17 protein-coding genes are annotated in these 19,471 nt (G+C 63.4%); 12 read left to right on the top strand and 5 right to left on the bottom strand.

From position 1 onward, the window contains the following. Positions 1-65: 65 nt before the first annotated feature. Both cueR and ACP7AD_RS10695 read right to left on the bottom strand, forming a co-directional pair. Positions 66-482, bottom strand: a complete 417-nt coding sequence (cueR, locus tag ACP7AD_RS10700) for a Cu(I)-responsive transcriptional regulator (protein WP_426146980.1) — start codon at positions 480-482, stop codon at positions 66-68. Continuing rightward, complete coding sequence (locus ACP7AD_RS10695) at positions 479-2,944, bottom strand: heavy metal translocating P-type ATPase (protein ID WP_426146979.1); 2,466 nt, start codon at positions 2,942-2,944, stop codon at positions 479-481. The genes cueR and ACP7AD_RS10695 overlap by 4 nt, the downstream gene beginning before the upstream one ends. A gap of 968 nt (positions 2,945-3,912) precedes the next feature. Here ACP7AD_RS10695 and ACP7AD_RS10690 point away from each other — a divergent pair. From ACP7AD_RS10690 to ACP7AD_RS10650, 9 genes are all read left to right on the top strand, one after another. Further along, positions 3,913-5,025: a hypothetical protein gene (locus ACP7AD_RS10690; RefSeq protein WP_426146977.1), complete on the top strand. Its 1,113-nt coding sequence runs from the start codon at positions 3,913-3,915 to the stop codon at positions 5,023-5,025. A gap of 13 nt (positions 5,026-5,038) precedes the next feature. Next, positions 5,039-5,437 (top strand): hypothetical protein, encoded by a 399-nt coding sequence (locus ACP7AD_RS10685; protein WP_426146976.1) that lies wholly within the window; start codon positions 5,039-5,041, stop codon positions 5,435-5,437. 64 nt (positions 5,438-5,501) lie between these two features. Next, on the top strand, positions 5,502-7,166 hold the full coding sequence (locus tag ACP7AD_RS10680; protein ID WP_426146974.1) for a methyl-accepting chemotaxis protein: 1,665 nt from the start codon (positions 5,502-5,504) through the stop codon (positions 7,164-7,166). 240 nt (positions 7,167-7,406) lie between these two features. Next, positions 7,407-7,919, top strand: a complete 513-nt coding sequence (locus ACP7AD_RS10675; RefSeq protein ID WP_426146973.1) for a hypothetical protein — start codon at positions 7,407-7,409, stop codon at positions 7,917-7,919. 150 nt (positions 7,920-8,069) lie between these two features. Next, complete coding sequence (locus ACP7AD_RS10670; RefSeq protein ID WP_029527000.1) at positions 8,070-8,258, top strand: heavy-metal-associated domain-containing protein; 189 nt, start codon at positions 8,070-8,072, stop codon at positions 8,256-8,258. Positions 8,259-8,349: 91 nt separating this feature from the next. Continuing rightward, a complete protein-coding gene (gene asd / locus ACP7AD_RS10665) occupies positions 8,350-9,219 on the top strand; it encodes an archaetidylserine decarboxylase (protein ID WP_426146971.1) in 870 nt (289 codons plus the stop codon). Between the two features lie 26 nt (positions 9,220-9,245). After that, entirely contained in the window at positions 9,246-9,554 is a 309-nt protein-coding gene (locus ACP7AD_RS10660) for a nucleotidyltransferase family protein (protein ID WP_426146969.1), read from the top strand. Next, complete coding sequence (locus tag ACP7AD_RS10655; protein WP_426146968.1) at positions 9,544-9,837, top strand: DUF86 domain-containing protein; 294 nt, start codon at positions 9,544-9,546, stop codon at positions 9,835-9,837. The genes ACP7AD_RS10660 and ACP7AD_RS10655 overlap by 11 nt, the downstream gene beginning before the upstream one ends. A 91-nt stretch (positions 9,838-9,928) precedes the next feature. After that, positions 9,929-11,404: a M20 family metallopeptidase gene (locus ACP7AD_RS10650; protein WP_426146967.1), complete on the top strand. Its 1,476-nt coding sequence runs from the start codon at positions 9,929-9,931 to the stop codon at positions 11,402-11,404. A gap of 93 nt (positions 11,405-11,497) precedes the next feature. On the opposite strand, the gene ACP7AD_RS10645 is transcribed toward ACP7AD_RS10650, so the two are convergent. The 3 genes from ACP7AD_RS10645 to ACP7AD_RS10635 all read right to left on the bottom strand — a co-directional run bounded on the left by ACP7AD_RS10645 (position 11,498) and on the right by ACP7AD_RS10635 (position 14,590). Then, positions 11,498-12,667: an MFS transporter gene (locus ACP7AD_RS10645; RefSeq protein ID WP_426146965.1), complete on the bottom strand. Its 1,170-nt coding sequence runs from the start codon at positions 12,665-12,667 to the stop codon at positions 11,498-11,500. Beyond that, positions 12,664-13,413 carry a 16S rRNA (uracil(1498)-N(3))-methyltransferase gene (locus ACP7AD_RS10640; RefSeq protein ID WP_426146964.1) on the bottom strand — a complete coding sequence of 250 codons (750 nt, stop codon included), beginning with the start codon at positions 13,411-13,413 and terminating at the stop codon, positions 12,664-12,666. The genes ACP7AD_RS10645 and ACP7AD_RS10640 overlap by 4 nt, the downstream gene beginning before the upstream one ends. Positions 13,414-13,504: 91 nt before the next feature. Beyond that, positions 13,505-14,590, bottom strand: a complete 1,086-nt coding sequence (locus tag ACP7AD_RS10635; RefSeq protein ID WP_426146962.1) for an aminoglycoside phosphotransferase family protein — start codon at positions 14,588-14,590, stop codon at positions 13,505-13,507. Between the two features lie 104 nt (positions 14,591-14,694). On the opposite strand from ACP7AD_RS10635, the gene ACP7AD_RS10630 reads away from it, so the two are divergent. The 3 genes from ACP7AD_RS10630 to ACP7AD_RS10620 are packed head-to-tail and all read left to right on the top strand — an operon-like array spanning position 14,695 to position 19,455. Beyond that, entirely contained in the window at positions 14,695-17,142 is a 2,448-nt protein-coding gene (locus ACP7AD_RS10630; protein WP_426146960.1) for an LPS-assembly protein LptD, read from the top strand. Next, the gene (locus ACP7AD_RS10625) at positions 17,135-18,538 is read left to right on the top strand and encodes a peptidylprolyl isomerase (protein ID WP_426146959.1); all 1,404 of its coding nucleotides are present in this window, start codon (positions 17,135-17,137) and stop codon (positions 18,536-18,538) included. The genes ACP7AD_RS10630 and ACP7AD_RS10625 overlap by 8 nt, the downstream gene beginning before the upstream one ends. Then, complete coding sequence (locus ACP7AD_RS10620) at positions 18,535-19,455, top strand: ribosomal RNA small subunit methyltransferase A (protein WP_426146958.1); 921 nt, start codon at positions 18,535-18,537, stop codon at positions 19,453-19,455. Before ACP7AD_RS10625 ends, ACP7AD_RS10620 begins: the two co-directional genes overlap by 4 nt. The last annotated feature ends 16 nt before the right edge of the window (positions 19,456-19,471 follow it).

Raw genomic sequence — 19,471 nt, 5'->3', positions numbered from 1 at the left:
AAAAAGCCTTTCGCGCAATATCCACAAGAGCAAGCAGCTATCAAATGAATAGTAAAAACACCTCTTTAGCTCGCCAACTCCGCCAGAATCGGGCAGTCCGGCCGATGATTTCCCGCGCAGCAATGCGCCAGTTCCGCCAGCGTCTGGCGCATCGCTTCCATCTCGGCAATCCGCCGCTCCAGGTCGGCGACATGCGCCTCGGCGATGCGTTTGACGTCGGCGCTGGCGCGCTGCTGGTTTTGCCAGAGCTTGAGCAGTTCGGCAATCTCGGCCATGCTGAAACCCAGCAGCCGGGCGCGGCGGATGAAGCGCAGGGTGTGGATTTGCTTCTCGCCATATTGCCGGTAGCCGGCGTCGGTGCGGTGCACGGCCGGCAGCAGGCCGAGCGATTCGTAATGGCGAACCATCTTGGCCGACACGCCCGATTGGCTGGCGGCTTGGCCGATGTTGAACGGGCCGCTGTCGAGCACAGGGGCGGTCATTTCGAGCTTCCTTTCCAGCGGCGCAGCAGCAGCGCGTTCATCACCACGCTGAAGCTGCTGAAGGCCATGGCCGCGCCGGCAATCACCGGGCTGAGCAGGCCGAAAGCGGCCAGCGGAATGCCGATCACGTTGTAGAAAAACGCCCAGAACAGGTTTTGCCGGATCTTGGCGTAGGTACGGCGCGAGATGTCGATGGCGTCGGCGACCAGCGCCGGGTCGCCGCGCATCAAGGTGATGCCGGCCGCCTGCATCGCCACGTCGGTGCCGGTGGACATGGCAATGCCCACATCGGCGGCCGCCAGCGCGGGCGCGTCGTTGATGCCGTCGCCGACCATCGCCACGCGGCCGCCGTCCTGGGTCAGCTTGTCTTTCAGCTGCCCCACGATGGCTGCCTTGTTTTCGGGCAGCACCTGGAAATGCACGATGTCGATGCCAAGCTGCTTCGCCACCGCCTCGGCGCTGCCCCGGTTGTCGCCGGTCACCAGCGCGGTCTGGATGCCAAGCGCGTGCAGGCTGGCGACGGCCTGGGCGGCGCTGGCCTTGACCGTGTCGCCAAAGGCCAGCAGCGCGAGCAGCTGCGGCGCGCCAGTCACATCGGCCAGCCACGACACCGTGCGGCCTTCGGCTTCCAGCGCGGTCGCGCGGGCCGCAAACGGGTCCAAGTCGACGTTCAATTCCTGCATGAAGCGCGGGCTGCCCAGGCGCAGTTCATGGCCCTCGACCACGGCCGACATGCCGCGCCCGGCTACCGCGCGCACTTGCGATGCGGCCGGCACGGCAACCTGATCCTTCACCGCCAGTTGCGTGACCGCCTTAGCCAGCGGATGCTCGCTGCCCGACTGGATGGCGGCGGCCCAGGCCAGCGCCTGATCGCGCGAAATATCGGCGGGCTCCAGCGCGACCAGTTCGGGCTTGCCTTCGGTCAGCGTGCCGGTCTTGTCGAAGGCGACGATCTTGACCTGGTGCGCCACTTCCAGCGCTTCGGCATCCTTGATCAGAATGCCGTGCTTTGCCGCCACGCCGGTGCCGGCCATGATGGCGGTCGGCGTGGCCAGCCCCAGCGCGCACGGGCAGGCAATCACCAGCACCGCCACCGCGTTGAGGATGGCGGTTTCCCAGTTGCCGGTCGCCAAACCCCAGCCCAGCAGCGTGACAGCGGCGATGCCGATGACTACCGGCACAAACACCGCGCTGACCTGATCGACCAGCCGCTGTATCGGCGCTTTTTTGGCCTGCGCCGACTCGACCATGCGAACGATGCGCGCCAGCGTTGATTCGGCGCCGATGGCGGTGGTGCGCACCAAGATCAGCCCTTCGGCGTTGACTGCGCCGCCGGTCACGTGGTCGCCGGCATGCTTGTTGACCGGCAGGCTTTCGCCGGTGATCAGCGATTCATCGACCTCGGTCGCGCCTTCAATAATTTCGCCATCGACCGCGATGCGTTCGCCCGGCCGCACGACCACCAGGTCGCCCACCTGAACTTCGCTGATGGACACGTCCCGGTCCACGCCGCCGCGCCGGAGCCGTGCGGTTTCGGGCCGCAGCGCATTGAGCGCCCGGATGGCTTCGGTGGTCTGGCGCTTGGCGCGCGCTTCCAGCCATTTGCCCAGCAGCACCAGCGTGATGACGACGGCCGAGGCTTCAAAGTAAAGATGCGGCATGCCGTGATCGCCGTGGCGCAGCAGCAGGTAAACGCTCAGCCCGTAGGCCGCCGACGTGCCCACCGCCACCAGCAAATCCATGTTGCCGGCGCCAGCCCGAACGGCTTTCCAGCCGGCCTTGTAGAAGCGCGCGCCGAGCCAGAACTGCACCGGCGTGGCGAGCAGCCACTGAATCCAGCCATCGAGCATCCAGGACTGGCCAAACAGCATGCCGACCATCGGCAGCGCCAGCGGCGCCGACAGCGCGGCGGCCACGGCAATCGGCCACCAAGGGGCGCCGGCCGTTGCTGCCGGGCGGGCGCCCGCGGCGGCATCGGGAATCGCTTCTGCCCGGTAGCCGGCCTTTTCCACCGCCGCGATGAGTTGGGGCAGGGCGGCCGCGCCACTCGCCACGGTGACTTCGGCGGTCTCCGTTGCCAGGTTGACCTCGGCCGACAGCACGCCGGGCACCTGTTTGAGCGCCTTTTCCACGCGCGCGACGCAGGACGCGCAGGTCATGTCGCCAATCTTCAGCCGCAGCGACTGCTCGCCCTCGGCGCTGTTGGCGGTGCCGCCCACGGCATAGCCGGCTTTTTCCACGGCGGCCTTGAGCATGTCCAGCGTGACGCCCGGTCCGGCCTTGACACTGGCTTGCTCGGTGGCGAAATTGACATTGGCTTCCTCAACGCCCGGCGTGGCGGCCAGGGCTTTTTCGACCCGGGCTACGCACGAGCCGCAGGTCATGCCTTCCACGGGGAAGCGCCATTCCTTCAAGGCGGATGCGGGGGCCAGCGGGGCTGGCAGGGTGTGGCTGACGCTCATGCGTGTCTCCTGAAGATGGGGCGATGGCGCGAGTTTGAACCTTCCTATGATGGCAGGGTCAAGTGCTGGCTGACATTAACCCTGATGGACTTCATGATTTGCACCAACCCCGTTGACTTTGCCACGGTGGGAAGGTTCAGACTGACGCTTTGGAACCGGGCAGACCATCGTTTTTCGCCTAACCCCCGTGCCGGGAAACTCGTCTTGCGAGTGAAAGCGCTGGAAAGCGCCAAACAAGTTGGCGGCGGTTTTCATGTCAAAGCCCGCCCCGTTGTCACTGACAAAAAAACCGCGCCTCGTCAGCGCTGCCAGTCTCGCATCCAAAACGCACCGTGGCGCCCGAGTGGGCGTTAAGCCACCCAGGCGCAATTCGCAGGACCAACCCCAGTTGGCCTATCGCTGTGTAAGTCAGACCGCCCAGAAAAAACTGGCATTGATATTTTTACTATCGTTGTGGCACAGCACCCGGCTTGCTTGTCCAGGTGGCGCCTGAACCAGGCCATGCGTGGTGCGTAGATGACGAGGTTTGACGTCATGTCCTCGCGTAGCGACCAGCCACCACCTAGCGGTTGAAGAGGTCGATGAACACGGCCAAGTAAAGCCAGCCCTCATTAGCGGCGACGTTCGAGCGTGTCGCGCGCTCTTGATGTTTTTGTCATTCCGGTTTTTTTGTCTGAATCACTCAGCAAGGGATACGTTTTTTAAGGGCCGGTCAGTCGTGCGGCCATTGCCCATGCAGATCATTTCTCGCTTTTACGACAGTTTTCTTCTGGAATTGATGAATTTGTCGTTATTTTTAATAAAAAATGTGTTTTATATTAATATTTGAAAGTGTAAGTAAATAATTGTATTTACTATTACAACTACACCTAGCTGATAGAGCGCTCATCGGCGGGCCGAGTAAAGCGGGAAAGGTAACCATTTCCTTGTTATCCATCGGCATATCCACTTTTTACAGGACGAATAAATTGAAATTTAAATTCCATGCCTTGGCAGGCGCTGCTGCCGTGTGCAGTTTGCTGGGCCAAGCCGCTTTCGCGCAAGATACTCCCGAATTCAAGTTCAGCGGTTTTGGCACGCTGGGCGGTGTCGTCACCAACAATGACGATGCGCAGTTTCGTAGCTCCATTCGTCAAGACAAGGGCGCCGACAAGTCGGTCGATTTTGGCGTCGATTCGCGTCTGGGCCTGCAGCTCAACACCAAACTGAACAGCACCTTTTCTGGCGTGGCACAGGTGATCCTTAGCCGCGTTGACGGCAAGGAACAGCCTCGCGTGGAGTGGCTGTATGGCCAGGCTGCCGTGACGCCATGGCTGGACCTGCGCGTGGGCCGCATGGTGATGCCAGCTTTCATGGTGTCCGATTCGCTGAACGTGGGTTATTCATCGCACTGGCTTCGTGCCCCCATTGAGGCGTATGCCTTGTACTTCCCGACTGCTTTTGATGGCGCTCAAGCGCAGATGCGAACCACAGTGGCAGGTACCAATCTGACCTTGCAGGTCTCGGCAGGAAAATCAGACGTCACCGTCTATGCCTTTGGCCAGGAATTAGACGCCAAGTTGCCAAAACTGAAAGCGGTCAATTTGTTGGCTGAAAACGGTAACTGGCTGTTCCGTCTCGGACAGGTTCAAAGCAAAAATAGCGGACTCACCAATGCAAATTTGAAGCTGAACGATCTCAACGACACCTTTACCGGCGCAGGCGTTCAGTATGACAACGGCAGCCTCTTGGTGATGGCTGAGTACCTTATGCGCAAATTCAAGGGGCAGCCTTATGACGGCGCTTTTGACAGCAACTCCGGCTACATCACGGCAGGCTATCGTTTTGGCCCCTGGATGCCGTATGCGACGTTCAGCCAAAGTAAACCTAAGACTACGCTAATCAACAAAAAAATTACAGCCGAAACCAGTGCCGTCGGCCTGCGCTGGGATGCCTATAAAAACGTAGCCATCAAGGCTCAGTTCGAAAAAACCAGTCCTGGTTTCAATTTCATTGCCCCGACTGTCGGGCCGTTCACTGCCGATCCCCGCGCCTTCCCCAAGGTGAATGTGTTCAGCATGGTTGCCGACTTTGTTTTCTAAAAAGCTCAAAAACATGAAAAACAAATTTCTTCAGATCATGCTGCTGGTCGGCATGGCCACCAGCGCGCAGGCGGGTGACATCGTCGTCATCGGCAACCCGGCAGCCGCTGCGCTGACCAAGGACCAGGTGGCGGACGTTTTTCTTGGCAAGAGCCAAGCGGCCACCCCGATTGACCAAGCAGAGTCCGCACCCATACGCGCTGAGTTCTACAAGCAGGCTACAGGCCGCGACATGGCGCAAGTCAAGTCGACTTGGTCGCGTCTGGTGTTTTCGGGCAAGGGCCAGGCTCCCAAGGAAGTCGCGGACTCGGCTGCCGTGAAAAAAGCCGTGGTGGCCGATCCCAAGGCCATTGGCTATGTGTCCAAGGCGGCGGTGGACGGCAGCGTGAAGGTGATCCACTCGGTGGATTGAACACCTTCGCCAAAGGAACAGGCGAAAGCCCGTTCCTCGCCCGAGTTTACGCATTGGACCCGCTATGAATTTCAAATCAAAAATAATATTGCTGCCCGTCAGCGCCGCTGCAGTTTTTATTATCGGCATCGCTGTCAGTTTTGTAATTGGAAAAAATACCTCGGCGGTGCTGGAGAACTTGCGCGCGGTGGACTATCCCTATCTCGAACACGTGGACAAGGTTGACCGCGGTGCCGAGCAATTCAAGCTGACACTGCAATCGGCGGCGGCCGAAGGCGACGAATCCAAGCTCAAGGAGGTTGCGCAAGTGGCCACCGCCACCAAGGAAGTGCTGGGCGAGATGCAAAAAATCGACGGCAAGGCTGAAGTAGCCACGCGTCTTTTAGCCGCATTCGATGCCTACCAGCAACCCGCGCTGGGAGCCACGCAGGCCATGCTCAGCAAGGGTGACATGGGCGATCAGGTACAGCGCATGCAAACTGCGCTTAGCGCCCTTGAGCAGCAAGTGGCGGAACAAAAAAAGCAAGCCATCGAGGCCGTTGCCGCTTCACAGGATGCCGCAGCCCGTGGGGTAGAACGCGGCGTCTGGGTGGGCTTGCTCACGGGAGCCCTGGTGCTGGCGGTGCTGGCCATCGCGTCAAGAATCATTTTTGTGTCGGTGTGGCGCGACCTGGGCGATGAGCCCTCGGCTTTGCGCGAAATGGTGCAAAGCATTGCCGAAGGCGACCTTTCGGCGCACACGCTCACAGCCCAGGCGGGCCATGAAAATTCGCTTCGTGCAGCGGTCGTGAAGACTGCCGACCAGCTCAATATGACGGTAGGTAAAATCCGCCTGGCGGTCGATTCCATCGCCACCGCATCGGGGGAAATCGCCTCAGGCAATCAGGACCTGAGCACGCGCACGGAACACACCGCCTCGAACTTGCAGCAAGCGGCCAGCGCCATGGAGGAACTCACCAGCACCGTGCGCCAGACAGCTGACTCAGCGCGCCAAGCCAGTCAGTTGGCCCAGGACACTTCCGGCGCAGCCCACCGAGGCGGTGGCATCGTGTCGCAGGTAGTCACGAACATGGACGATATCAACGTAGCCTCGCGCAAGATTTTCGAAATCATTGGCGTGATCGACGGCATTGCATTTCAAACCAATATCCTGGCGCTCAATGCGGCTGTTGAGGCAGCGCGCGCAGGCGAGCAGGGCCGGGGCTTTGCCGTGGTGGCGTCTGAAGTGCGTTCTCTGGCCCAGCGCAGCGCCGATGCCGCCAAGGAGATCAAGATGCTGATCAATATCTCCAGCGACAAGGTGAAAAGTGGAACCGAACTGGTGCAGAGTGCCGGCAAAGCCATGCAGGACATTGTTGCCGGAGTGCAACGTGTGGCGGACATCATTGGTGAAATCAGCGTGGCCACGGCCGAGCAGACCACAGGCCTCGTCAATGTGAACGACTCGGTAGCCGAACTCGATCAGATGACGCAGCAAAATGCTGCCTTGGTCGAGCAAGCTGCCGCTGCGGCGCAAAGCCTGCGTGAGCAAGCCGGCATCCTGGCCGAGTCGGTCGCTACGTTCCAGTTGCGCGGTGACACGGAGCTACAGCAAAACTCCAGGCAGCATGGGCCACGGATTGCGCCTCCTGCGCTCAGCAGAATTATCAAGCCCAAGCTTAACGATCTCGCCTTGCCAATACTGGCCAAATCGGGTGGACGCTCGAATCAGGACTGGGAAACTTTTTAACCCGTGGGCTCCTGGCCACCGAGCAGTTCAATTTTTTATTCAGTGTTGCTGCCACTTCGCGCAGCAACAGCAACAGCAACAGCAAAAGCGCAGGGCGGGCTCGGATTCGCTTGATTAAAACGTCACGCTCCAGCACCACCGAACCGATTTGCTTGATGAAACCGGGAAATTATCTTTACCGCGTGCCTTTGCTCGATGGCAGGCAGCATATCCGAGGCTACAAGCTGGCGTGGCAACGCAGTGACTGACAACGCCCCGGCGCTTTCCCAGGACGCCCTTGCCCGGCTTCTGGCCCCGATCGCACGCGTTCAGAAGAAACCCACATCGCGTCCGTTCTTCATTGAAGTTGGTACTTCGGCGCTGCCGGCCACTATCCTGAACGGCTTGATTCCTGAAAGCGTCGTGCTGATTTTTGATCAGGCTGATGTGCTGAGCGCCGGCGGCCTGGCTCGGGTCATGGCATTGAACGCACAGGGTTTTGGCCTGGCGCTGCGCAATCCGGATCGGGCAGCGCTGGCGCGAGATGACGGGTTGCTTTCACTCATGACGCATGTCGAGGCTGAGTTTGGGAATCCCGATCTGGCCCAGATGGTCCGCCTTGCTGGCCAAGCAGAGCATTTGCTTGGCGTGGTGGTTAACAATGCCGCAGACTGGCAGGAGTTTGAGGTGTGTGCCGAGCTTGGTGTGATGAGTTTTTTCGGCAATCTTTGCACCGCACCGCACCGCGCCAGCAGCGTCAGTCAGTGCAACTGAACCCGCACTCGTCCATCATCGTACAGCTGATGCAGATGGTTCAGGACAATGTCGATGTCCGCGAAATGGAAAAGTTGCTCAAGTGCGATGCGACGCTTTCATACCGGCTCACCCCTGTTCTTTCAACTTTTAATCCCTCAAGGAAACCCCATGGAATTCAACGTCCCCGACATGAGCTGCGGCCACTGCGCCGGCGTCATCACCAAGGCCCTCCAGCAGCTCGACGCCGACGCCATGATCAGCATCGACCTGCCGGCTAAAAAAGTCACCGTCGAGACCGCGCAAGACCGGCAAACCGTGGCCGATGCGCTGACCGAGGCCGGCTACCCGACGCATTGAAGGCGGCGGCGCCCGTCAGGACAAACACCCGCACGGCGTTGCCGTGTGTGGCTCTATAGAATGATTCTTTCCTTCACTTCCGTCAGCGCCTGTGTCCGACCGTCTTGCCGTTTTGCCCCAATACCTGCTGCCCAAGCAGGCGCTCACCCGGTTTGCCGGTTTTGTTGCCTCGCGCGAACGCGGCTGGGTGACCACCGAAATCATCCGCCGCTTCGTTGCCAAATACCGCGTCAACATGGACGAGGCGCTGGACGCCAACATCGCCAGCTACCTGACCTTCAACGATTTCTTCACCCGCGCCCTCAAGCCCGGCACCCGGCCGCTGGCCCCGGCCGACCTGGTCTGCCCGGTCGATGGCGCGATCAGCCAGTTTGGCGCCATCGCGCATGACCAGCTGATCCAGGCCAAGGGCCACCACTATTCGACCACGGCCATGGTCGGCGGCGACGCGGCGCTGGCCGCGCAATACCTGAACGGCCATTTCGCCACGATCTACCTCAGCCCCAAGGACTACCACCGCATCCACATGCCGGCGGGCGGGCGCCTGACGCGGATGATTTACGTTCCGGGCGACCTGTTTTCGGTCAACCCGGTCACGGCGCGCGGCGTGCCGGGGCTGTTCGCGCGCAACGAGCGCGTGGTCTGCGTGTTCGAGTCGGCGCGCGGGCCGTTCGTGCTGGCGCTGGTCGGCGCGACGATTGTCGGCAGCATGGCCACGGTCTGGCACGGCGTGGTGAATCCGCCGCGTGGCAAGGTCGTGCGCGAATGGCGCTACCCGGCGTCGCCTGGGCAGCCCGAGATTTTTCTGAAGCAGGGCGAGGAAATGGGCCGCTTCTTGCTGGGTTCGACCGTCGTGCTGCTGTTTCCCAAGGGGCCGCTTCAGTTCAATCCCGACTGGGCGCCGGGCCGGGCGGTGCGGCTGGGCGAGGCGATGGCGGATTATTCGGCGGGTTCGCAGTAAATTTGGAAACGTCCCGAAAGAAGCTCATGCACCCGCTGATTTCCCAACACCGTACCGGCATTGCAGCCATCTGCCGGCGCTACCGCATCAGCCGCCTGGATGTGTTTGGCTCCGCCGCACGTGCCGACGATTTTCACCCCGCCAGCAGCGATGCCGATTTCCTGGTGGAATTCGCACCCGACGCGCATGCCGGGCTGGATGAATATTTCGGCGCCAAGGCCGCGCTGGAGCAGTTGCTGGGTCGTGGTGTTGATTTGGTGGAACCGGCCGCCGTGCGCAACCCCTATGTGCTGGCCGGCATCAACCGACATCGGGAACTGGTTTATGCAGCATGATCCGCGTGCCTATTTGCGGGACGTGCGCGAAGCGGCCTTGGCGATACAGAATTTTGTGGCGGGCTTGGATGCCGCTGCATATGCCGCCACGCCGCTGGTGCATTCAGCGGTCGAGCGCAAGTTTGAAATCATCGGCGAAGCCTTGAGTCAACTTGCCAAGCTGGATAAAGCACTGGCCGCACGCGCGCCCGGCCTGCCGCAGATCGTCGCCTTTCGCAACCAGCTGATCCGTGCCTATGCGAAGGTGAACCATGGCACGGTGTGGAACGTGGTGCAGGTTTGAGACCTGCTGACAAACCGGGTGGGGTTATTGACAGCGGCGTAAAGTAGCCATCTTGCCCAAAGCACCCCCATTTCCACTTTCGGAGTCCGCCATGAACGCCCCCCTGCACCGCGAAATCCCTGCCGCCATCCTTGACGCCGCCCAGATGCTTTCCCAAGTCACCGCCCAGTGGGACGGCGACATCGTCAAGCAATTGACCGACTACATCGCCATTCCCGCCAAATCGCCGACCTTCGACCCCGACTGGGCGCAGCACGGCTTCATCGACACCGTCATGCGCAATGCCGCCACCTGGGTCGAGGCGCAGAAGGTCGAGGGCTTGACGCTGGAAATCGTCCAGCTTGAAGGCCGCACGCCGGTGCTGTTCTTTGAAATCCCCGCGACGCGCGCCGGCTCGACGCAGACCGTGCTGATGTACGGCCACCTCGACAAGCAGCCCGAGTTCACCGGCTGGCGCAATGACCTCGGCCCGTGGACGCCGAAGTATGAAGACGGCAAGCTCTACGGACGCGGCGGCGCCGACGACGGCTATGCGGTCTATGCCAGCATCGCCGCCGTGCAGGCGCTAAAAAGCCAGAACATCGAGCATCCGCGCATCGTCGGACTGATCGAAACCTGCGAGGAAAGCGGCTCCTACGACCTGCTGCCCTACGTCGATGCGCTGCGCGAGCGGCTCGGCGAGGTCGCGCTGGTGGTCTGCCTGGACTCGGGCGCGGGCAACTACGACCAGCTCTGGCTGACCACCAGCCTGCGCGGCAACGCGGCCGGCGTGCTCAAGGTCGAGGTGCTGACCGAAGGCGTGCATTCGGGCGACGCCAGCGGCCTGGTGCCGTCGAGCTTTCGCATCATGCGCCAAGTGCTCGACCGGCTCGAAGACAGCGCCACCGGCCGGCTGCTGCCGCCAAGCTTTCATTGCGAAGTCCCGGCCGACCGGCTGGCGCAGGCGCGGGCGACGGCCGCCATTCTGGGCGACGAGCTGTACAAGCGCTTTCCGTGGGCGCATTACGACTGCGAAGGCTCGACTAATTTCACGCTGCCCACCACCACCGACCCACTGGAGGCGCTGCTCAACCGCACCTGGCGGCCGACGCTCAGCGTGACCGGCGCCGAGGGCTTTCCGTCGTTTCGCGATGCGGGCAATGTGCTGCGGCCCTACACCGCCTTCAAGCTGTCGTTGCGTTTTCCGCCGCTGATCGATGCCAGCGTGGCGGTGCAGGAACTGAAAAAGCTGCTCGAAGACAATGCGCCCTACCAGGCCAAGGTCACGTTTGAAGGCGGCGGCGGCGCCACCGGCTGGAACGCGCCGAGCACGGCGCCGTGGTTTGAAAGCGCCCTGAACGATGCATCGCAGAACTTCTTCGGCGCGCCCTGCGGAACGATTGGCCAGGGCGGAACGATTCCGTTGATGAGCCTGCTCAGCCAGGGTTTTCCCAAGGCGCAGATGATGGTTTGCGGCGTGCTGGGCCCCAAGAGCAACGCGCACGGGCCCAACGAATTCCTGCATGTGCCGTATGCCCGAAAGCTGACGGCGGCGGTGGCGCAGGTGATCGCGCGGGTTCCGGGCTGAACCTCGTTTTTTTAAGTCAAAAAGGCTTTTCCCGGATGTCTGCCGTGCGCAGGCAGCTATCAAAAAAGAAGCGCTAGTCTTCTGCCTGCTTTTTCAAGCCTTGCGCAGCCTGCGCTGCTGCAGCCCCAGCCAGCCCAGCGCCAGCGCGGTCAGGCTAAGGGGCAGCAGCGAACCCAGGTTGAGCAGCGCCCAGCCCTGCGTGGTCACCAGCACGCCCGAGGCCAGCGACGACAGCGCCAGCACCGCGAACACGCAAAAATTGAGCGCGCCCTGGGCCTTGTCCTTTTCTTCCGGCCGGTACGCGGTCAGCGCCAGCGTGGTGGCGCCGGTGAACAGGAAATTCCAGCCCAGGCCGAGCAAAAACAGCGCCAGCAAAAACTGCCTGAACTCGACGCCCGACAGGGCAATTAGCACGCAGGCGACGTTCAGCGCCAGCCCGCACGCCATGACGGTCAGCGTACCAAAGCGCTTGATCAGGTGGCCGGTGAAAAAGCCGGGCGCGAACATGCCGATCACATGCCATTCCAGCACCCACGCCACATCGGAAAACGGCAAACCGCAGACCTGCATGGCAATCGGCGTGGCGGCCATCAAGAGGTTCATCACGCCATAGCCCAGCGCACCGGCGCTTGCTGCGACGATGAAGACCGGCTGGCGCATGATCTCGCGCAGCGGCCGGCCGCCGCTGCTGGCGGTTTTTGGCGGCGGCGGCGGAAAGTGGATGAAGGCGAGCAAGGCCATCGCCAGCAGCGCCACGCCCGCCAGCGCCAGGTAGGCGCCAGCAAACGGCACGGCGGTCATGCTGCGCGTGCTTGAGGCCAGGTTCGGCCCGGCCACCGCGCCCAGCAGGCCGCCGGCCATCACCAGCGAAATCGCCTTTTCGCGAAACGCCGGTAGGGCCAGTTCGGCGGCGGCGAAGCGGTAGAGCTGCGCATTGGCGTTGTAGTAGCCGGCCACCAGCGTCGCCGTCACCAGCAGCCAGAAATTCCGGCTGTAGGCCGCGTAGCAGCACAGCAGGGCAGACAGCACGGCCACGGCCAGCCCGAGCTGGAACGAGGTCTTGCGGCCAAAGCGGCGCTGGGTCTGCGCCACCAGCCCGGTGGACAGCGCGCCGCCGACCACATAGGCCATCACCGGCAGTGTCGCCATCCAGCCCAGCGGCGCCAGGTTCAGGCCGACCAGGCCGTTGATGGCGATGAAGGTGACGTTGTTGGTCAGGAACAAGCCTTGGCAGATGGTCAGCAGCCAGAGGTTGCGGTTCATGCGCCGCCTGATGTCAGCGTGAGCAGCGACAAACAGGCCAGCGGCGCGGTCTCGGCGCGCAATATGCGCGGCCCGAGCGTGACGGGGCCAAAGCCGCAGGCGATGGCGGCGGCTTCCTCGGCCGGGCTCAGGCCGCCTTCGGGGCCGCTCAAAAAGGTCAAGGCGCCGGTGCCGGCAACGGCCTGGTTCAGCGGCCGCGTGCCGTCCTGCAGCGACAGCAGCAGGCGCGTGCCGGCGTCAACGGGCAAAAGGGCGGCTTTTTTCAGCCAGTCGGAAAGCGTGGCGACGTCGTGAATCAGCGGCACGCGGTTGCGGCCGCATTGTTCGCTGGAGGCGATGGCAATGCCGCGCCAGTGGGCAACCTTTTTGTCGGCGCGCTCGGCCTTCAGGCGCAGCACGCTGCGCTCGCTCATCACCGGCTGGATGCTGGCAGCGCCCAGTTCGGTGGCTTTTTCGATCAGCCAGTCCATGCGGTCGTTGGCCGGCATGCTGACGACCAGGTGGATGGGGCGCGCCGCCTCGCGCGCCGTGGCGGTGTACGCGCCGAGGGTGACCTCGACATCGCTGCGGCCCATGCGCTCGACGGTGGCGTCGAATTCGCCCTCCAACTCGCCCCTGCCGTTGAACAGCGTGATGTGTTCACTGGGTTGCAGGCGCAGCACCTGCACGTGGCGGGCGGTCTGCTCGGGCAGGCTGATGGAAGTGCCAGTGACGAGCGCCACGTCGGCATAAAAACGCGCGCTCACGGCGTTTGCGCCGGTCGGGAAGAAACTGGCTGAACTATAAAATCAATAGCTGCTCGCGCCGGTCCAGCATGCGCAAAATACCGATTTGGCATCAAAATGTGTACCCCACGCGGGTTTCATTGCCTTCGATCTCGTCGAGCAGCACCATCAGCGGGCCGAGCTGGCGGTATCTAGCGCAGGTGGCACGGGCATATTTGATGAAGCGCGGCGTGTCCGCCAGGTATTTTGGCTTGCCGTCGCGCAGCGTGAGGCGCGCAAAGATGCCCAGCACCTTGAGGTGGCGCTGCAGGCCCATCCATTCAACCGCCCGGTAGAACTCGCCGAAATCGTCGCCCACCGGCAAACCCGCCTTGCGCGCCTTTTGCCAGTAGCGCACGGTGATGTCGAGCACGAACTCCTCTTCCCAGCTCAGAAAGGCGTCGCGCATCAGGCTGGCGATGTCGTAGGTGATGGGGCCGTACACCGCGTCCTGGAAGTCGAGCACGCCGAGGTCGCCGTTCTGGTCAACCATCAGGTTGCGCGGCATGAAGTCGCGGTGAACATAAACGCGCGCGCCGTCCAGCGAATTCAGGTTGCTGGCCTTGATCTGCGCAAACAGCGGGTCCAGCCGGCCCATCAGGTTGGCATCCAGTTGAAAGTCGCGATGCCGGCCGACATACCACTCCGGGAACAGCGCCAGCTCGCGCGACAGCAGCGCGTCGTCGTAAGGCGGCAGCACGCCGGGTTTGGACGCGAGCTGCCACTGCACCAGCACGTCCACCGCCTGCATGTAGAGGTCGAAGTGCGCCGTGGTGGCCTCTAGCCTGGCATCGACGGCGGCGGGCGGCGCGATCACGTCCATCATGGTTGGTGCGCCCAGGTCGCTCAGCAGCATGAAGCCCAGCGGCGCATCCCAGGCCAGCACGCGCGGCGCCTTCAGGCCGGCGCCCTGCATCAGGCCGGCCACCTTGGCGAAAGGCGCGCAGTCTTCCTGGGCCGGGGGCGCGTCCATGATGATGAAACTCTGGCTGCCGCTGGCGGCATCGACCCTGAAATAGCGGCGAAAGCTGGCATCGGCCGAAGCCAGCCGGACGGTCTCTGGCCGCAAACCGTGCTCTGGCGCCACGGCGGCGAGCCATTGGGCGAAGGCGCTGGCGCGCGCGGGGTCAAGCCAGTCGGGGGGAGGGGAAGCGGTCATGTTTTCAAAGCCCTTGGTCGGTGCGGCAGCCCGGCGCGGGCCGGGGCAGGAGGGTCATGGATAATCAAGCCTGATTTTACAAACGGGTTTATCTCATACAAACGATGCGCCACGCATCCCGCTCCTTCTTTATTCTTTCCCCGGTGGCCCATGCGGTCTCCCGGCTGGCAATGCTCGCCACGCTCGGCTTGGGCGCGGCCGGACCTGGCCATGCGCAGGCGCCTGCCGTGGCGGCCGACGGCGCCGTGCCGTCCGCGCCCCTGGCGCTCAAAAGCTCGCCGCTGCTGGCCGAGGGTGTTTCGAAGGCGCCCGGGGACGAGGGGCCGACCTTCGTCTTCGGCGACACGATTTCGGGCCGCCCGGACCTAGAAACGGTGATCGAGGGCAATGCGGAATTGCGCCGAGGCGCCACCTCAATGCGCGCCGACCGCATCGAGTATTACCAGCCCGACGACCAGTTAAAAAGCACGGGCAATGTGCGCATCAACAATGCCGGCAACCGCTTTGAAGGCCCGGAACTGCAGCTCAAGCTTGACCGTTTCGAGGGTTTTTTCACCACGCCGCGCTACCGCTTCCTGCAAAACGGCGGCAACGGCCAGGCCGAGCGGGTCGATTTCATCGACGACAAGCACTTCAGCGCGCACCGCGCCAGCTACACCACCTGCGAACGGGGTAACGAGGAAAGCTGGAAGCCGGCCTGGGAAATGACCGCGACGCGGGTCGACTTCGACCTGGACCGCGAGGTTGGCGTGGCCACCGGCGCGGTCGTGCGCTTCAAGCAGGTGCCGATCCTGGCGTTTCCCAAGGTCAGCTTTCCGCTCAGCGACAAGCGCAAATCGGGCTTCTTGCCGCCGACGCTGGGCCTGGATTCGCTCAACGGCTTTGAAGTCCGCCAGCCGTATTACTTCGACATCGCGCCCAACCGGGATGCGACCTTCTCGCCCGCCATCATGACCAAGCGCGGCGTCGACCTGGCCGGCGAGTTCCGTTACCTGGAGCCGACCTACAGCGGCCAGCTGCGCGCCAATGTCTTGCCCGGCGACAAGCTGCGCGGGCGCGACCGCTGGTCGTATTCGCTGCAGCACCTCGGCGCCATCGACACCGGCGTGCCGTCCATCGGCGGCGTGGGGCTGAACCTCAATTTGAACAAGGTCAGCGACAACGACTACTGGCGTGACTTTCCGGTCGCCACCGGCCAGGTCACGCAGCGGCTGCTGACGCAGGACGCATCGCTGAGCTGGAGCAAAGGTTTTTTTTCCTCGTCGGTGCGCGCGCTGAAGTGGCAGACGCTGCAGGATGTCAACTCGCCGATCATCCCGCCGTATGACCGCCTGCCGCAGCTGACCGCCGCCTACACCCGTTTCGATGCGCCGCTGCTGGGCTTGGGCAGCGGCTTTGACTGGTCGGCCCAAGCCGATTTCACCCGATTTTCAGCCGACCAGAACCTGACCAAGCAGCCCAACGGCAACCGGGCCTTTACCCGGCTGCAGGTCAGCCGCCCGTGGCTAGCGCCGTGGGGCTACGTCACGCCCAAGGTGCAGCTGCATGCGACCAGCTACCAGCTGGAGTCGCCGCTGGCCAACGGCGCCACGTCGGCCTCGCGCGTCGTGCCGACCTTCAGCCTGGACAGCGGCCTGACGTTCGAGCGCGACGCCAGCTATTTCGGCCGCAGCTTCACCCAGACGCTGGAGCCGCGCGCCTTTTATGTGCGAACGCCTTACCGCGACCAAAGCTTTCTGCCCAATTACGACTCGGGCGCCAACAGCTTCAACTTCGCCACTGTCTTCACCGAGAACGCCTTTGTCGGCAACGACCGCATCTCGGACGCCAACCTGCTCACGCTGGGCCTGACCTCGCGGCTGCTCGACCCGGCCACCGGCGCCGAGGCGGTGCGCCTGGGCGTGGCGCAGCGCCTGCGCTTTGACGACCAGCGCGTCAGCCTGCCGGCCATTGGCACCACGCCCGTTCCCGGCGCGCTGCCGGTCACCGACCGCGTCAGCGATCTGCTGGTGGGCGCTTCGGTCAACTGGGTGCCGCAGTGGACCTTCGACAGCACCGTCCAGTACAACCCCAAGATCAAGGAATCGGAACTGGCGTCCATCGGCGTGCGCTACAACCCGGGCAACTACCGCACCGTCAGCGCCGCCTTTCGCCGCCAGCGCAACATCAGCCAGCAGATCGACGTCGGCTGGCAGTGGCCGATCAACGACCTGTGGGGCGACAAGGGCCAGGACCTGGGCGCCGGACGCGGCCAGGGCGGCGGGCGCTACTACAGCGTGGGCCGGCTGAACTACAGCACGCTGGAGAAAAAGCTGGTCGATGCGGTGGTCGGCATTGAATACGATGGCTGCTGCTGGATTGGCCGCGTCGTGCTGCAGCGTTCGCAAAACAGCACGGTGACGTCCAACACGCGCATCTTGTTCCAGCTTGAAATGGTGGGTTTTTCGCGCATCGGCTCCAGCCCGCTCGAAACGCTCAAGAGCAACGTGCCACGCTACCAGAACCTGCGTGACAAAATCAGCCCCCCCAGCCGCTTTACCACTTATGACTAAACACCGCTTCCCCCCTGTCCGGCCGCTGTCCGCCGCGCTGGTGCTTTTGCTGGCGCTGCCCCTGGGCGCCGTGCAGGCTCAGATCGCCCCGCCCTCCGCCACGCCGCGCCTGGTGCTGCCCGCTCCGCCAGCTGCCAGCACGGCACCGCGCGCAGGCGCCCCGCGCCAGGCCGACTTCATCGTGGTGGTCGTCAATTCCGAGCCGATCACCAACAACGAAGTGCGCGCCAAGCTGCTGCGCACCGAGCAGATGCTCAAGCAGCAAGGCACCGCCGTGCCGCCGCGCAACGAGCTGCTGCCGCAACTGATCGAGCGCATGATCAGCGACAAGGCGCAGCTACAGGCCGCGCAGGCCTCGGGCCTGAAGATCGACGACAACGCCGTCGAGGGCGCGGTCCAGACGGTGGCCCGGCAGAACCAGATCACGGTTGACGAGCTGCGCCGGCGCCTGACGGCCGACGGCATCGACTATGCCCAGTTCCGCTCGGAGATCCGCGACGAACTGCTCATCAGCCGGCTGCGTCAGCGCGAAGTCAAGGCCGACGTCAGCGAGTCGGACATCGACGCCTACCTGCGCGATCAGCAAGGCCAGCCGGGTGCGGCCAGCGCAGCGCCGGCGGCGCTCAACCTGGCTGAAATCCTGGTGGCGGTGCCTGAAAACGCCACGCCCGAACAGGTCGCCAGCCTGCAAGCCAAGGCCCAGCAGGTGCTGGAGCGCGCCCGCTCCGGCGCCGACTTCGCCGCGCTGGCGGCCGAGGTTTCGGCGTCGGCGTCGCGCGGCAACGGCGGCCAGATGGGGCTGCGCAGCGCCGACCGCTATCCGCCGCTGTTTGTCGAGGTGACACAAAGCCTGCGCGCCGGCGGCCTGGCCGGTCCGGTGCGCAGCGCCGCCGGTTTCCACATCCTGAAGGTGATCGAAAAACGCCAGGGCGGCCTGCCCGACGCCGTCGTCGCGCAAACCCGTGCGCGCCACATCCTGCTGCGGCTGACGCCCCAGCTGACCGAAGCGGCCGCCATCGAGAAACTCGCCGGCTTCAAAAAGCGTGTCGCCGCCGGCCAGGCCGACTTTGCGGCGCTGGCGCGCGAAAACAGCCAGGATGGCTCGGCCAAGCAGGGCGGCGACCTGGGCTGGGCACCGGCCGGCGCCTTTGTTCCGGAATTTGAAAAGGTCATGAATGCCCTGGCGCCCAACCAGGTGTCCGACCCCCTGGTGTCGCGCTTCGGCGTTCACCTGCTGCAGGTGCTGGAGCGCCGCGAAGTGCCGGTGTCCGCACGTGACCAGCGCGAGATGGTGCGCGGCATGCTGCGCGAGAAAAAGCAGGAAGAAGCGCTGGTGCGCTGGGCCCAGGACATTCGCGGCCGCGCGTATGTCGAGTTTCGCGAGCCGCCGCAGTGAAGCACATCCCACGCAAACGCTTCGGCCAGCATTTCCTGACCGACCGGCTAATCATCGATAGCATTGTTGAGGCGATTGCGCCCTTGCCGGGCCAGCCAATGGTCGAGATCGGCCCCGGCCTGGCTGCCATGACGCGGCCTCTGGTGGCGCGGCTTGGGCATCTGACGGTGATCGAGCTGGACCGTGATCTGGCGCACCAGCTGCGCTCGCATCCGCATCTGACGGTGGTCGAGTCCGATGTGCTGCGGGTCGATTTCAGGCAGCTGGCGGAGCAGATCCAATTGCAGGCAACGCAAGCAGCCTCTTCCGGCCAGTCAGGGCCGCGGGACTGGCTTTGCCAGACCGCAGGCGCAGCGGCCCCCTCGGGGGGCAGCGAACCACGCGAAGCGGGGAGCGTGGGGGCCCACAAACTCCGTGTTGTTGGAAACCTGCCTTACAACATCTCCACGCCCATCCTGTTTCATCTGCTTGATGCAGTCGATGTGATCGAGGACCAGCATTTCATGCTGCAAAAGGAGGTCATCGACCGCATGGTAGCCAAGCCCTCGACCAGTGACTACGGCCGGCTGAGCGTCATGCTGCAGTGGCGCTACGCCATGGAAAACGTGCTGTACGTTCCGCCGCAGAGCTTTGACCCGCCGCCGCGCGTGGACAGCGCCATCGTGCGCATGGTGCCGCATGCCGAGCCGGAAAAGCTCGACGTCAAGCTGCTCAGTGAACTGGTGCGTGTGGCGTTCAGCCAGCGCCGCAAGCTGCTGCGCCACACGCTGGGCCAATGGCTGGAGCAGCACGACTATGCCGGTGAATTCGATGTCAGGCGGCGCGCCGAAGAGGTTCCGGTGGCTGAATACCTGGCGCTGGCGCAAACCGTGCTGGCCGATGGCAGGCATTCGACAACCAAGGAAGCGATCCAGTAGGCAAATTTTCCAAAGG

It is taken from the genome of Polaromonas sp. DSP2-3-2b2, assembly GCF_049895905.1.
Classification (GTDB): Bacteria; Pseudomonadota; Gammaproteobacteria; order Burkholderiales; family Burkholderiaceae_C; genus Polaromonas.
Note: the sequence above shows the minus strand (reverse complement) of the source record. Positions and strands in the feature narration are given on the sequence as shown.

What these genes read in the sequence shown, in the direction of transcription:
- cueR (WP_426146980.1), bottom strand. Translation starts at nt 482, where the DNA reads ATGACCGCCCCTGTGCTCGACAGCGGCCCGTTCAACATCGGCCAAGCC.
- ACP7AD_RS10695 (WP_426146979.1), bottom strand. Translation starts at nt 2,944, where the DNA reads ATGAGCGTCAGCCACACCCTGCCAGCCCCGCTGGCCCCCGCATCCGCC.
- ACP7AD_RS10685 (WP_426146976.1), top strand. Translation starts at nt 5,039, where the DNA reads ATGAAAAACAAATTTCTTCAGATCATGCTGCTGGTCGGCATGGCCACC.
- ACP7AD_RS10680 (WP_426146974.1), top strand. Translation starts at nt 5,502, where the DNA reads ATGAATTTCAAATCAAAAATAATATTGCTGCCCGTCAGCGCCGCTGCA.
- ACP7AD_RS10670 (WP_029527000.1), top strand. Translation starts at nt 8,070, where the DNA reads ATGGAATTCAACGTCCCCGACATGAGCTGCGGCCACTGCGCCGGCGTC.
- ACP7AD_RS10660 (WP_426146969.1), top strand. Translation starts at nt 9,246, where the DNA reads ATGCACCCGCTGATTTCCCAACACCGTACCGGCATTGCAGCCATCTGC.
- ACP7AD_RS10655 (WP_426146968.1), top strand. Translation starts at nt 9,544, where the DNA reads ATGCAGCATGATCCGCGTGCCTATTTGCGGGACGTGCGCGAAGCGGCC.
- ACP7AD_RS10650 (WP_426146967.1), top strand. Translation starts at nt 9,929, where the DNA reads ATGAACGCCCCCCTGCACCGCGAAATCCCTGCCGCCATCCTTGACGCC.
- ACP7AD_RS10645 (WP_426146965.1), bottom strand. Translation starts at nt 12,667, where the DNA reads ATGAACCGCAACCTCTGGCTGCTGACCATCTGCCAAGGCTTGTTCCTG.
- ACP7AD_RS10635 (WP_426146962.1), bottom strand. Translation starts at nt 14,590, where the DNA reads ATGACCGCTTCCCCTCCCCCCGACTGGCTTGACCCCGCGCGCGCCAGC.
- ACP7AD_RS10630 (WP_426146960.1), top strand. Translation starts at nt 14,695, where the DNA reads ATGCGCCACGCATCCCGCTCCTTCTTTATTCTTTCCCCGGTGGCCCAT.
- ACP7AD_RS10625 (WP_426146959.1), top strand. Translation starts at nt 17,135, where the DNA reads ATGACTAAACACCGCTTCCCCCCTGTCCGGCCGCTGTCCGCCGCGCTG.